The sequence below is a fragment of the Candidatus Aeolococcus gillhamiae genome, from assembly GCF_016464765.1.
In the GTDB taxonomy this organism is placed as follows: Bacteria; Chloroflexota; Dormibacteria; order Aeolococcales; family Aeolococcaceae; genus Aeolococcus; species Aeolococcus gillhamiae.
This window is the reverse complement of record NZ_JAEKNS010000130.1, coordinates 1-13,489: the sequence shown is the minus strand read 5'-3', so window position 1 is coordinate 13,489 and position 13,489 is coordinate 1. Positions and strand designations below refer to the sequence as shown.

General features: G+C 66.3%; 8 protein-coding genes. 5 read left to right on the top strand and 3 right to left on the bottom strand.

Annotated elements, in window-relative coordinates:
- From JF886_RS12710 to JF886_RS12700, 3 genes are all read right to left on the bottom strand, one after another.
- Nucleotides 1-759, bottom strand: a 759-nt coding sequence (locus JF886_RS12710; protein ID WP_337313024.1) for a cytochrome c biogenesis CcdA family protein, incomplete at its 3' end; no start/stop codon positions are given.
- Between the two features lie 23 nt (nucleotides 760-782).
- Nucleotides 783-2,099, bottom strand: a complete 1,317-nt coding sequence (locus tag JF886_RS12705; protein WP_337313022.1) for a WD40/YVTN/BNR-like repeat-containing protein — start codon at nucleotides 2,097-2,099, stop codon at nucleotides 783-785.
- 213 nt (nucleotides 2,100-2,312) lie between these two features.
- Nucleotides 2,313-5,522, bottom strand: coding sequence for a beta propeller repeat protein (locus JF886_RS12700; RefSeq protein ID WP_337313020.1), 3,210 nt, complete (start codon nucleotides 5,520-5,522; stop codon nucleotides 2,313-2,315).
- Nucleotides 5,523-5,725: 203 nt separating this feature from the next.
- On the opposite strand from JF886_RS12700, the gene JF886_RS12695 reads away from it, so the two are divergent.
- The 5 genes from JF886_RS12695 (at nucleotide 5,726) to JF886_RS12675 (ending at nucleotide 13,116) form a co-directional block, all read left to right on the top strand.
- Entirely contained in the window at nucleotides 5,726-6,379 is a 654-nt protein-coding gene (locus JF886_RS12695) for an Ig-like domain-containing protein (RefSeq protein ID WP_337313018.1), read from the top strand.
- Nucleotides 6,380-6,429: 50 nt separating this feature from the next.
- Entirely contained in the window at nucleotides 6,430-8,238 is a 1,809-nt protein-coding gene (locus JF886_RS12690) for a DUF4012 domain-containing protein (RefSeq protein ID WP_337313016.1), read from the top strand.
- Nucleotides 8,239-8,884: 646 nt separating this feature from the next.
- The gene (locus JF886_RS12685; protein WP_337313014.1) at nucleotides 8,885-10,729 is read left to right on the top strand and encodes a polysaccharide biosynthesis protein; all 1,845 of its coding nucleotides are present in this window, start codon (nucleotides 8,885-8,887) and stop codon (nucleotides 10,727-10,729) included.
- A gap of 141 nt (nucleotides 10,730-10,870) precedes the next feature.
- Nucleotides 10,871-12,160, top strand: coding sequence for a UDP-glucose dehydrogenase family protein (locus JF886_RS12680; protein WP_337313012.1), 1,290 nt, complete (start codon nucleotides 10,871-10,873; stop codon nucleotides 12,158-12,160).
- A complete protein-coding gene (locus tag JF886_RS12675; protein ID WP_337313010.1) occupies nucleotides 12,157-13,116 on the top strand; it encodes an NAD-dependent epimerase/dehydratase family protein in 960 nt (319 codons plus the stop codon). Before JF886_RS12680 ends, JF886_RS12675 begins: the two co-directional genes overlap by 4 nt.
- The last annotated feature ends 373 nt before the right edge of the window (nucleotides 13,117-13,489 follow it).

The following is a 13,489-nucleotide window of genomic DNA, read 5'->3' as shown; positions in this document are numbered from 1 at the left end:
GGTGATCTCGTTGCTGATCAGCAGGAAGCCGAAGCCCAGCAACAGGATGCCGGCGACGATGTTGATCACACCCATGTGCCGGTTCACCGCGCGGATGGCCCCCTGCATCCGATCCGCAAGCACCGCCACCAGCAGGAACGGCATCGCCAGCCCCGCGCAGTACACGAGCATGAATGGCAGCCCGCCGAAATCACCGCTCACCGCCAGCTGCAGGATGGCGCCGAGCTGCGCGCCGATGCAGGGCGTCCATCCCAGCGCGAACGTCAGGCCCAGCAGGAAGGCGCCGAGCGTGCCGCCCCCGGCGAGCGGCGCGCCGTGGAAGCGCCAGTCGCGCATCAGCAGAGGGATGCGCAGCACACCCATCGTCTGCAGCGCCAGCAGGATGATGATCGCCCCGGCGACGCGGTTCACCGCGGTCTGGTGGTGCAGCAGGAAGGTCACCTCGAGCGCCTGGAGCACGTAGAAGAGCGCGATGAACACCACCATGAACCCGGCAACGAATGCCACCCCGTTGCCGAGCACCGGCACGCGCAGGGCCACCCGCCCGCGCGGGGAGCGCGCTGCGGCCACATCCACGGACCCGCTGCCACCGGCGCCCGCCAGCGCCGCAACAGATGCGTGCGTCGCCGGCAGCGTCGACGCCCGCCCGCCCAGGTACGCCGCGTACACCGGCACCAGCGGGAACAGGCACGGCGAGAGGAAGGACACCAGCCCCGCCAGGAACGCCAGAGGCACGGATGGCCCGACCAGCGCAATCACGCAGTCATCCTAGCCAGCGGTCGCTACGGGGGCCCCTCGACGTAGTACCGCTGCCGCCAGCGCACCCCCAGGTATGCGATGGCCAGCACCAACAGCACCTCGAACACCAGCGGCACCGGCCAGTGAAACGCCGACCCCAGGAACTGACCCAGCCCCGACGACGGCTCCGGCGTCGGCGCCACCGCCCGGGCGGTCGCAGACGGTCGGGCGGTCGGCACTGGCGTGGCCAGCGTGGCGGGGATCGTCTGCCCGGGCGCCTCGGCCACCAAAGCGGGCGGCGCCGGCGCGGTCGTGTCCGTCTCCGAATACACCATCCCCCCCGCGGCCGGGTCGAGCGCGGCGAGCACCACCGGCGGGGTCACCTGCTCGACCGCCAGCGCCACCACCTCGCGCGTGTTCGTGGGCAGTCCGGCGTCCGCCGCGGTGAACGACGCTCCTCCGTCGGTCGAGCGCAGCAGATCGCCGCCGTTCGAGCCGCCCTGGTCCGCCCCGGCGTACACGAGCGACGGGTCGAGTGGGCTGATCACCGCCGTGGTCAGGATCAGGCTCTCGGGCACGCCCGTGCTCGCCGTCCAGGTCGCCCCGCCGTCGCCGCTGCGGAACGTCCCCTTCGACGTGGTCACCACCAGCGGCCGCTTGGTCACCGAGGTGGAGAGTGGTCCGGCGGCGACCGACGTCACCACCGCGGCCGAGGGCAACCCGCTCTGCAGCGCCTGCCAGGTTGTCCCTGACGCACCGTAGCGGAAGAGGTAACCGGCGGAGAGGTCGCCGCGGTCGGTCGCCGCCACCAGCACCAGCGACGGCGTGTTCGCCGCGATCGCCAGCGACGAGATCGAGTCGCCATCGAGCCCCCCGTCGTGCCACACCGCCCCGTCCGGGCTCAGCGCCACGCCGTGGTTTGTGCCCGCAGCGACGCCATCGGTGCCGAAGGCGAGCGCGCGCACGGTCTTGTCGCTCAGCCCGGACGACGACGCCGTCCAGCTCACCCCCGAGTCCACGCTCAGGAACACCCCGCTCCCGTCCGTCCCCGCCAGCAGGCGCGCGGGGTTGCGGACGTCGAAGCCCACCGCCCACACCCGCAGCGTCGCCGGCAGCCCGCCCGCGGTCCAGGTCGCGCCGGAGTCGGTGGTGACGTACACGCCATGGTCCGTCCCGGCCACCACCAGCCCCGCCGTCTTCGGTGAGGACGCCAGCGACCAGATCCGCCCGGCGTTGAGCCCGGGCGGCGTCGTCGCCTTCGCCCAGGCCGCGCGGCCATCGATCGCGCCCATCGAGGCGACGATTAGCGACGCACTCAGGGCGCCGAGGAGGAGGGCCGCGGGCAGGCGGCGCGTTCTCATGTGCATCGCAGGGGGCTGGAGGCGGGCGCTGGAAGTCGCGTGGGGGTCGGCGCCCCGCCGAAGCGGAAGACGGCCTCCGGACCGTCGCGTCGCGGCTCAGGATAGCAGCGGCGCCGAACCCTGGCCCCTCTCGTGACCGGCCCGCGACGACGCGATTCAAAGGGGTGGCACCCTGGGTGGTACCACCGCCCGGCACCGCCCGCCCGGCAGGACCTACGCGGGGTGCGTTCCCAACACGGTCGCCCGCTGCCGGCGCCGCCACAGCACCAGGCCCACCAGTGGCACCGCCATCAACGGCAGCAGCGGCACAAGCCACGACTCCGGCACGGCAGCCGCCAGCGTCGTGAACCCGTACTGGTACACGCCGCGCCCGTAGGTGGCCACCACCATGAGGTCAGGGTTGGTCGGGTTGATGCGCAGCGTGAACACCGGGGTGTTCGGCAGCCCGGTGCCGACGACGCCCCAGTTGGCGCCGCCCGTGCCCGTCGACTCGAACACGCCCGCGTCGGTGGCCACCACCAGGTTGCCGGCGTGGACCAGGGTCCAGTTGGCGGGGAGGTCGGGCAGGTTGCCGGTGATGTCGGTGAAGTGCTCGCCATGGTCCGTGCTCTTGAAGATGTGCCCGGTGCCGACGTTGGCGGTGGCGTCACCGAGCGCTCCCGGCGGGATCCAGCGCCGGCCATAGCCACCGAGGGTGACGTACACCGTGTTGGGGTCGATCGGATCGATCTGTGTCGACGTGATGTACCGCTGGGGAAGCAGCCCGTTGGTCGTGCCACACCCGCTGCAGAGCGCCGACGCCATATGCCAGCCGCTGCCGGTGCCGATGGCCGGCGGGGCGGAGCCACCCACGTTGGTGGCCAGCCCGCTGTGGAACGGCAGCCCCCCGGTGACCACGTCGCAGTAGCCGCAGTAGCCCACGTACATGTTGGCGCCACGCACACCCACTGCCGACGGGATGTTGGGGATGGCCTTCGAGCCGCCGGGGGGTGTGTAGGTCCCCAGGTCGTACACCGCGACCCACGTGCCCGCGGAGTTGTACGCGTCGACCGACTCGTTGATCTTTTGGCAGCCGATCACCACGTGGTGTCCCATGGTCGGGTCTTGCTCGATCGGCGTCGCGAAGAGGTTGGTGGACGGCCCGCCACAGTCCGCGTTCGTGCCGGTGATATCACTCGTCGTGGGCACCGAATTCCACGTGGTGCCGCCGTCATTGGTGACGCTGGCGGCGCCGTACGTGTACTCCTCGATGATGTTGTTGGAGTTGGCGGGATCGATGGTGGTGAAGAAGCCGTCACCGCCGTAGATCTCGGCCGCGTACGCGCCGGGGCGCATCTTCATCTCGCCGTTGTCCTGGTTGCCGGCGACGACGGTGCCGTCGTTGGCCACCTCGGCGTCGTACGGCTGCAGCGAGTAGAGGCCGAGGTTGTTGCCGTCGCCCCAGTTGTTGTTGTTGAAGTCAACGCCCGGACCGACGTGCTGCTTGAACACCCCGCCGTCACTGCCGGCAAACAGGGTCACGCCGCCCTGGCCGTCGGGCACGAACAGCGCCGCGTGCTGGTCGGGGTGCGTGGTGGTGATCGCGCCGACCGGCGGCGGGTTCTGCGCGTTGAAGTTGCACGGCACGCCCGTGTTCAGCGCAGCACACGCGTTCCAGTACCGCCCGATCACCACCCACGGGTCGGTGGCGACCGACTGCGTCTGGTGCGCCTGCCAGGGATCGTGGAGGATCGAGTTCGGTTGGCCGGCGAGCTGGAACGGATCCTGCTGGTTGTTCTCCCAGATCTCCTCGAGCCCGAACACCACGCGCTGCGGGTTGCCACTGCTGTCGTGGAACGACGGATCCGGCTCGACGTAGAGGTTGTACCAGCTCTGAATGCCGGGGCTGTAGCCTGCCTGGCCGACGAGCGCGCTGTTGGTGTGCAGGTACTTGGTCTGCGTGTAGTCCATGATCTTCGTCCAGCTGCGGCCGAAGTCATAGGACGCGTACATGCCGTCGAGGTAGGTCGCCAGCGCGAGGCCGGTGCCGGTGCCGGTGGTGCCGTTGCAGGGAATCTGCTTTCCCGTGTCGAGCACGTCGGAGCAGCCCTGGAACTTGAGCGCGTCCTCGACCAGCGCGTACACCGCGTCCTGGTTCTGGCCGGCACCGTGGGCCTCGCCCAGCGCGGTGCGCCCCACCTTCTGGTTGACGGCGAAGCCGTGCATCGACGCCGGGCCCGAGCCCTCGTCCTGGAACACGAAGCTCCCCGGGTTGCCGGCGGTTCCCGGCGCGCTGGACAGGTAGATGCCGTTCTGCGGCGCCTGCAGGCAGGGGGTGGGGTTGCCGTTCATCGTGCAGCTGCCCTGGCTGTCGGCCCTCTGCCCGGCGCGCCAGCCCACCACCGCCATCACTGACCCCGCCGGGGCGTTGGCGGAGGTGATGGCGCCCTTGACGACGACGTCGGTGACGATGTTGGCGAAGAAGCAGAGCGGGGTCGTGGTGTCGCCGGCGCAGTTCGGCGAGTACCCGGCCGGGGTGGTCGGCAGGTTCTCGTTGACGAAGCTGTTGCCGCCATTGCTCGACTTGAACAGGCCCTTGCTGCTGGCGACGTAGACCGTATTGCCGGTGATGTCAGCGGGGGAGACAACCACCTTGAAGGTCGTCGCCAGGTCCGGGAACCCGGTCGACATGCTCCAGGCGCCGCCGCCGTTGTCACTCGTGAAGAAGCCATGGCCGGAGATGCCATCGCCACCGAAGGAGTTGTCACCCGATCCCACCAGGAGGCGGTGCAGGGGGACGTCGTACGCGATCGCCCCCACCACCTGGGTGGGCAGGCCGTCGCCGATGGAGTGCCAGGTGCTGCCGCCGTCGAGGCTCTCGAACACGCCGCCCGCGGTCGGGGAGGCGAAGAAGCGGCCGGCGATGCTCGGGTCGTACGCGAAGCTGGTGATCCGGCCCGAGAGGGTGACGAAGCCGAGGCCGCCCACGTTCGAGTAGGTGCCGTTGTCAGGCCCGGCAGCCGGGCATGGGCTCGTCCCGCCCGTCGACTGATGGGCGCAGAGCGGAGCCGTTCCGTAGGGCGCCCAGGTCTGCCCGCTGCCGGGCATGCCGCCGGGCGCGACCAACGCGGCCGTCTGCTTCAGGGCCGCCATGTACGCGCCTGGCGCCACCGAGCTGAATGGGGCCGTCGAGCGAGAGGCGTAGCTGTTGGCCTTGGAGGCGAGATCGGCGAAGGTCTCAGGCTGGTTGGTGGGCTCGCAGTTCGCGGTATGGGCCGTGGTGACCAGCGTGGTCGCATCCGGGCACGCCTTCACCGCCGCGGCGTGGGCGGTGGTCGGCGAGAGGGCCGACGCCACCGGCGGCGAGGCGCCCTGGTTGATGGCGGCCGAGCCGAGCACGGCGAAGCCCATGACGGCAGCAACGGTCAGACGCCGACGCGACATGTTCTTCTGAACGAACACGAGATCCCCTTCCTTGCGGTCCGCGCCAAACGCCTCTCGGTGGGCATCCCGCGTCCGCGGTGGGGAGTGTAGCGGGTCGGCCGCGCAAAGCAAACAGGCAGTCAGCGCCCAGATCGCTCCACAAATCGCCCGGCGCCTTTGTTACCGTGTGCCACTGTAGGCCGGTCGACCAAAGGGGGACGGTAATGACCGCGGGAACTCCTCGTAGTCGCACTCTGCTGCTGAAGGGGATGCTGATTGCGGCCATGGCTGTGGCTGCCGTGGCCGGAACGTCTGTCGTCGCGCATGCCTACCCCACACCCAAGGAGCACGAGAGCATCGACTGCTCCCGTGACGAAGTGCAGTCCGGCGGTTCGTGCAAGATCACGTATACCGATCACGACATCAACAAAGATGACAACCCGAGGTCGGGCCAGCAGATCTGTTTCTCCGTCCGCCCAACGAGCGGCGGGACAGTGACGCCGCAGTGCACCACCACCGATTCGCACGGGAAGGCGTACGCCACGTTCACCGCGGCGACCTTCAACTGCTCCGGCGACGATGAGGACGATCGCGGTTCTCGTGACGTCACCATCATCGGCAAGGAGATGAAGACTGGCGCCACCGCCCGCACCACCGTTGAAGTGCAGTGCAAGCAGACCGACAAGGACAAGAGCGACACAAGTGGTGCCCCCACCGGCGGTAGCGGCACCACGAAGCACAACGACGCTGCCGCGTTGAGCACGCTCCCAGCGATCCAGCCGACGTCGTCCCTCTCCGCGGTCGGCATCCTCGGAGCAATCGTCCTGGTGTCGGTGGCCATCACCGGGCGGCTTCGTCTGCGCCACCGGCGCCGGTAGAGCTGCCGCTACACCTCCAATATCAGCGGGGCTGGTCGGTCAAGCGCGTCTTGGCCACAGGGGGCCTGGTCGCGCTGTTGGGTCTGGCCGCGCTGGCGATCGACCTGGTGGTCCAGTACCTCCCAGCCAGCCAAGCGCTGCAGGACGGGCGCAACGCAGCCGTGCAGGCGGAGACAGACGTCAAACTGGCCCTGGCCAAGGGCGATAGCAGCAGGTTCGCCGCCGCCGCCGCTGATCTTCGTCAAGCTCGCGATGACTTCACCACGAAGTCGTCGATCCTCGACACCGGCTGGGTGGCTGCCGTGGTCGATCGGCTGCCGTGGGCTGGCGACCAGGTGCGCGCGGCCCAGGCGATGCGCCACGCCGGGGCCTACGGCTCCCAGCTTGGCTTGGACCTCCTTCCCGTGCTGCAACGGGTGGTCCCTTCCACCGCAGCGGCAGGCGGCGCGCTCGCCCGGCTCTGGCAAGCCTCCAGCGCGGAATCAGGGGCGATCCGAGCCGCACAGGGAGACCTCACCGCACTCGACAGAGCCATTGCCGAGATTCCTGGCGGTGGCCTCGTCGGCCCCCTCGATCGGGTGCGCTCCACCTTGCAGCAGAAGGGCACCAGCCTCTCGGCAAGCGCCCATCTGGCGCTCAACTTCCTGTCGGTGGCACCGTCGGCACTGGGGAGTACGGAGCGCCGGTACCTTGTGCTGGTCAGCAACCCGGGTGAGGAACGGCCTGGCGGTGGCTTCATCGGAGCCGTCGGCGACGTCGTAGTTCAGCGCGGTCAGATCACCTCGGAGGTGTTCAGTGACTCGGGCGTCTACAACGGCAAGATCCCGCCCGAACCAGCCCCGCGGCCTCTCGATACCTACCTCTTCCGCGGCGTCCCATGGGAGCTGTCGGACGCCAACTGGTCCCCTGACTTCCCCACGTCAGCCGCGACGGTCAGCCGCATGTACAGGGAGGCGACCGGTCACGCGGTCGATGGCGTGATCTCTGTCGACCCCGTCGCACTCTCGTACATGCTCCAGGTGATCGGACCGGTTCGGGTGCCGCCCTACCCGCAAACGATCAGCGCCGCGAACGCGCTGCTCGAGATCAACTACATCACCAATCACGCCCGTCCCGGTGACCCCGGCAAGGCCTTCCTGCCGCCCTTCGCGAAGCTGCTCTTCGACCGGCTGCTGAAGCCGGGCAGCGGCGATCTGAACGCCCTGATTGGCGCACTCGGGCGGGGCGTTCAGGAGAAGCATGTGTTGCTGAACTTCACCGACGCGGCGTTGCAGGGCGTCGTGACCACGGTTGGCGCCGGCGGCCAGTTGGCTAACCCGCCCCAGGATGGTCTGCTCGTTGCGGACGCGAACCTGTCGGGGGGTAAACAGGATCTGTTCGTTGATCGTCGATTTGCTCTCCAAGCCACCGTCGCCGTCGACGGCACTGTGCACGACACCCTGGTCTTGACCTACCGCTATCCGGCGCAAACGGAGCCCGCGAAGCTCAACCTGACCCGTTCGCTCGGCGGTCAGTACGTGGACTACGTCCAGGTCTTGGTGCCTGGGACAGCTCGGTTGGACGGCATCACGCTGACTTCACAAGGCTTAACTCAGGCAGTGAGCGCGGAGGACATCACAACGGTAGGGTTGCGCGCCGACTTTGCTTACCTCCTGACCGTCCCGCCCGGCCAGAGCGTGACGCTGCAGTTCGACTACAGCGGGCCGTTCGCAACCCCCGGAGGCGGGTACAAGCTCACCTGGGAAAAGCAGGCAAACGCGCTCACGTGGCCGATCATGGGGGTGGCGCGACTACCGGGCAACCGGACGAACAACTGGGTCTCCGACCTCGCCTCGGACCGCCTGTGGGTCGTTCACTAACGAGTCGACGTCTGCACTGTTCCCGGTGATGTCGGCGGGGGAGACAACCACCTTGAAGATCGTCGCCTCGTCCGGAACCCGGTCGCGGTGCCTATCTTGCGCCACGAACAGCGCGCCCGCTTGGCACGCCTTGGCAACAAGGGGGGCTTGGCGGTCTCCTAGCCGATGACGGCCGAAGCCAGCACAGCGACGCCCCCGAACGGCAGCAACCAGCAGGCGTCGACGTGACATCTTAGTACTGACAACACGGCTCCCACATATTTCGCGCCGCGTCATCCCGTAGTTGAAGGGCAGCAGCCGACCGATGAATACGATGCGCAAGCTTGAGGTTCTTAGCCCCACCCTACGTGTTGCCTGCGCGAACCGCCCGCCCAGAGTGGTGATGCCGCTGACCGGGCCCGACCGCTCAGAATTGGCCCGGCGCGCTCAAGCACCCCAGACACGAGGCAGGTCAAGTGCGTACCCGGTATCATTTGTCGCTCCGGAGCGGATAACTAGCACGACGATTGCACGACTTCCGCCCAGTTGGTGTCTTCTAACAGCAATGAGCCCTGAATCCACATCGCCGGCACTCAGCGGTTCGGCAGGGGGCGGTTCCGAACCCTCCTCCCGGCCAGTCCTCGGACCAGGCGCAATCCTCGCCCGGATGGCGAGTGGGCTCTCGATCCACGCGCCTACTTGGCTGGTCGAGATCGTGATTCTCGAAGCCGCCTTCGCAGCTGCCTTCCTCGTGCGCTACGGGGGCCGCATTCCCGCTGGCTACACCGGCCGACGAGCAGTGCTGTCTGCTGCACTGATCGCAGCAGCCTACACGGCCAGCGTGCTCTTCTACCGGACGTACCGAATCGTGTGGCGGTTCGCCTCGGTGTGGGATGTGGTTCAACTTGCCATAACCGTTACGACCGCCGTCCTTCTCATCGCATTGGTCGAATTTCTACCGTTTCGCACCGATCGGCCCTTGCCGCTGTCCGCCCTGCTCATAGGCGGCGCCCTTGGGTACCTCGCACTCGGCCATATCAAGCTCCTTCCGCGTCTCCGCAAGAGCGTCTCCTGGGGTGCATGGGGGCAGCCGCTCGTTATCTTTGGCGCCGGCCTCGCCGGTGTCGCGCTGGTTCGGCAGTTGGAGACTGAGCGCGCGGGGTTTCGCCCGGTCGCGTTCCTCGATGACGATCGCCGCAAGGTTGGTCGCGACATCGCCGGGATTCCCGTGCTGGGCGATCGGTCTGCTTTGGCAACGACAATGAAGCGGACGTCCGCGCAGAACCTCGCACTCGCGCTTCCCTCTGCACCACGCGAGACAATTCGGACACTGATAAGAGCGGGCGGCCACGTAGGTGCTCGCGTCCTTGTGGTGCCTTCCGTTCACGCGATGCTCGCTGACCCCACTGGGCGAATCGCCTTGCGTGATGTCGCGATCGAAGACTTGATGGGTCGCCCTGAGGTTACCGTCGACATGGGGGCTCTGCGCGCTACCTTTGAGGGCAAGCGAATACTCATCACGGGCGCGGCTGGTTCAATCGGAAGCGAGCTGGTACGGCAGGTACGCGCGCTCGGCCCAGCGGTCGTGACGATGCTCGACAACAATGAGAGTGGCCTCACCGACCTTCGGGACGCTCTCGGGCCAGCGGGGTCTCAGTTGGTTTTGCGGGTGGCTTCAGTTCATGATGAGGTCGGCATTCAGCGAGCGTTCCGCGAGATGCGTCCCGAGGTGGTCATACATGCCGCAGCGCTGAAGCATGTCGATTTGGTCGAAGAGCAACCTCACGAGGCGGTCCGCGTCAACGTTTCCGGGACCTGGATCTGCGCCTGCACTGCGGAGGAGGTTGGCGCAGAGACCTTTGTGCTCATCTCAAGCGACAAGGCGACTGATCCCGTCGGCGTGCTCGGCTGGTCGAAGCGCCTCGGAGAGCATATCGTGAGCGCTCTGCGGGATTCGCCGACTCTGTTTACAGCCGTTCGCTTTGGGAACGTGATAGGTAGCCGTGGCAGCGTTTTGCCACGATTCGAGCTACAGATCAAGAAGGGGGGCCCGCTGACGGTGACCCACCCTGATGTCCATCGCTTCTTCATGTCCGTTGATGAGGCCGTGCGTCTGGTTCTCCAAGGCGCGGCAATCGCGGAGCGAGGAACGACGTACGTTCTGGACATGGGAGAGGATGTCCGGATAGTCACGCTTGCCACGCGGCTCGCGCAGTTGCACGGGCTCCGCGTTCCGGAGGACATCCAAATCGTGTTCACTGGTTTGCGCCCCGGCGAAAGGCTTCGCGAGGAGCTCGTCGGCACGGCCGAGGTCCTGGCTCCAACAAGTCACGCGAAAGTTAGCGCTGTGACGGGCGTTGAAACGTATCAACGCCACGAAATCGCTCAACTCGTCCAGGAACTCGCCGTGATCTCTCAGAGTTCGAATGTAGATCACCTACGCGGTCGCCTTAGGCAGGCAGCGAACAAGGAGTTTGTACCGTCAGCCCACCCCCATCCGGTCGTTGGGTAGATTCCCCATTTCCGACGCCGTACGTGCCCGAAGCCGCGCGATTGCCGCACCGGGCCAGCCACCGATCACAGGCGCAGACGCAAGCGGCTCCGGCCACTCGCTCCGTCGCGGCGAGGACCGCGCCAGTCATGGACCCCACTGGTGAGCCGCATCGCCGTTGTTGGTATGGGGTACGTCGGGCTTACGACGGCCAGCTGCCTCGCCGACCTAGGAAACGACGTATTCGGGTTGGATGTGGACGTCAAGAAAACTCGGCGCCTCCAAGATTCGAAGGCACCGTTTTATGAGCCTGATTTACAGGAGCTGCTGACCCGCAACGCGGTGGCTGGTCGTCTTCGCTTTACCTCCAACTACGCTGAGGCGATTCCCTCCGCGGAGTTCGTATTCATCGCCGTTGGCACGCCGATGGACTCGACCGGAGCTGCTGATTTAGACAATGTACGGGCTGCATCTGCTGCTATCGCCCCGCACCTTCGTAGCCACGCAGTGATCGTCAACAAGAGCACCGTGCCGATTGGGACCGGCGACATCGTCTCTGAGATCGTCCGCTCAGCTACTGGCAACCCTGCATTCGCATTAGTTTCAAACCCGGAGTTCCTCCGAGAGGGGTCGGCAATCCTTGACTTCATGCACCCAGACCGTGTCGTGCTAGGCGCTCGAGGCCGGGAGGCCGCTTCACGCGTAGGCGAGCTGTACGCGCCCCTGGGCGCCCCGGTACTTGTGACTACCCTGCAAACAGCGGAGATGATCAAGTACGCATGCAACGCCTTCCTCGCCACCAAGATCTCCTTCATCAACGAAGTCGCAAGGCTCTGCGAGCGTGTGGGCGCTGACGTCAAGGTAGTTGCTGAAGGAATGGGAATGGACAGCCGCATTGGCGCGTCCTTCCTTGATGCCGGGCTGGGGTATGGTGGATCCTGCTTTCCGAAGGACGTGTCTGCGCTTGCACGCTCGGCGGAGCAGTCGGGCGCTCAACCGCAACTGCTGCACGCGGTCATGGATATCAACAATGGCCAACCCCAGCTCGTAGTGGAGAAGCTCAGCAACCTATTGGGCACTGTCCGGGGATGCACCATCGGATTGCTCGGTCTAAGCTTCAAGCCCAACACTGACGACATGCGTGAAGCGCCGTCGATCGCGCTCGTCAGAACCCTTCAGGAGCGTGGGGCGTTGGTTCGTGCCTATGACCCCGCGGCAATGGAATCGGCGCGCGTGAACCTGCCTGACGTGGTGCTCTGCGAGGACGCGTATGAGGTGGCTGAGGGTTGCGATGGATTGATCGTTGTGACTGAGTGGAACGAATTCCGCCAGCTCAACATGCCTCGAATCAAGGGCGTTATGCGGCGCCCGGTGATAGTGGACGGTCGGAACATGTACTCTCCCGACGAACTCCGCGCCTTGGGCTTCTCGTACGCCGGTGTCGGCCGATGAGAGTCGTGCTCACTGGCGCTGCAGGATTTATCGGTTCCCACCTGACTACGGCGCTGCTCGACCGAGGCGACGCCGTCGTCGCCGTCGACAGTTTTCTGACGGGGCGTCTCGCAAACCTGCAGCATGTGAGCGACTACGATGCTCTCACCGTGCTTGAGCATGATGTCACGGTGCCTTTGGAGGTCACCGGCCATGTGGACGCCGTCATGCACTTCGCCTCTCCTGCCTCGCCAGCGGACTATAACGCGCACCCGTTAGCAACGCTCGATGTTGGCACTGCCGGCACACGATCGATGCTGGAGCTCGCGCGTAGCCACAGAGCACGTTTCCTATTGGCTTCGACGTCAGAGGTGTACGGAGACGCGCAGCAGCATCCACAGCGAGAAGATTACTGGGGGAATGTCAACCCAGTCGGTTCACGCAGCGTCTACGATGAAGCGAAGCGCTGCGCCGAGGCATATACCATGGCATATTGCCGAGCCGGCCTGGACAGCCGGATTGCGCGTATCTTCAACACGTACGGTGAGCGCATGCGCCCTAACGACGGCCGTGCGGTACCGAACTTTATGTCTCAGGCGCTTCTCGGAGACGAAGTCACCGTGTATGGAGACGGTTCGCACACCCGGAGCCTGTGCTACATCAGCGACCTAGTCAGCGGAGTGCTTCTGCTCCTGGCATCGGATGAACACCTTCCAGTCAACCTGGGGAATGACGAGGAGGTGACCGTCTTGAACCTAGCCCAGCGAATCCTGTCCCTGGTGGGCACCGATACTAGCTTGACATTCCGCCCCCTCCCAGAGGGCGACCCACACGTTCGCCGGCCAGACCTGAGCCGCGCGCGGGCGGTGCTGGGCTGGGCGCCCGCGGTAAGACTGGACGAGGGCCTGGCTCGAACTCTGCTCTGGTTTCGTAGCGTCATCGGCGGAGAATCGCGCGGAGCGTCCGCAAGAGGATGACCGGATCCTTGACCGCGGAGCGCGGTCGGACATAGTCGAGACCCATCTCCAGCTGCATCGGCCAGAGCGATGACAGATAGTGCTGTTCGAGCGGGCCGACCGTTTTCCCGCGCAGGAAGCTTTCGTCGTCACGACAGAAGATGGAGGCTGGGCTCGTGATGATGGGCCTCATTTGTCAGCACCTCCCGCTGTTGCGGGGTGTAGGAAGCCGCAAATCGCCGGTCTTCAGGCCGCTGACGGTGCTCGTCCGAAACTGACCAGAGCTGCTCGTCGAAACTGACCACCTCAGATCTGTGTGTCTGAAGGGTGAGAGCGCGGCGGAGACCACCGCGTACACGACGAAGAAGGACCCCGGGATGCTGTGGGTGTTGAC

Excerpts from the sequence above, each read along its gene's own strand:
- JF886_RS12695 (WP_337313018.1), top strand. The coding sequence starts at position 5,726 with ATGACCGCGGGAACTCCTCGTAGTCGCACTCTGCTGCTGAAGGGGATG.
- JF886_RS12700 (WP_337313020.1), bottom strand. The coding sequence starts at position 5,522 with ATGTCGCGTCGGCGTCTGACCGTTGCTGCCGTCATGGGCTTCGCCGTG.
- JF886_RS12685 (WP_337313014.1), top strand. The coding sequence starts at position 8,885 with ATGGCGAGTGGGCTCTCGATCCACGCGCCTACTTGGCTGGTCGAGATC.
- JF886_RS12705 (WP_337313022.1), bottom strand. The coding sequence starts at position 2,099 with ATGAGAACGCGCCGCCTGCCCGCGGCCCTCCTCCTCGGCGCCCTGAGT.
- JF886_RS12675 (WP_337313010.1), top strand. The coding sequence starts at position 12,157 with ATGAGAGTCGTGCTCACTGGCGCTGCAGGATTTATCGGTTCCCACCTG.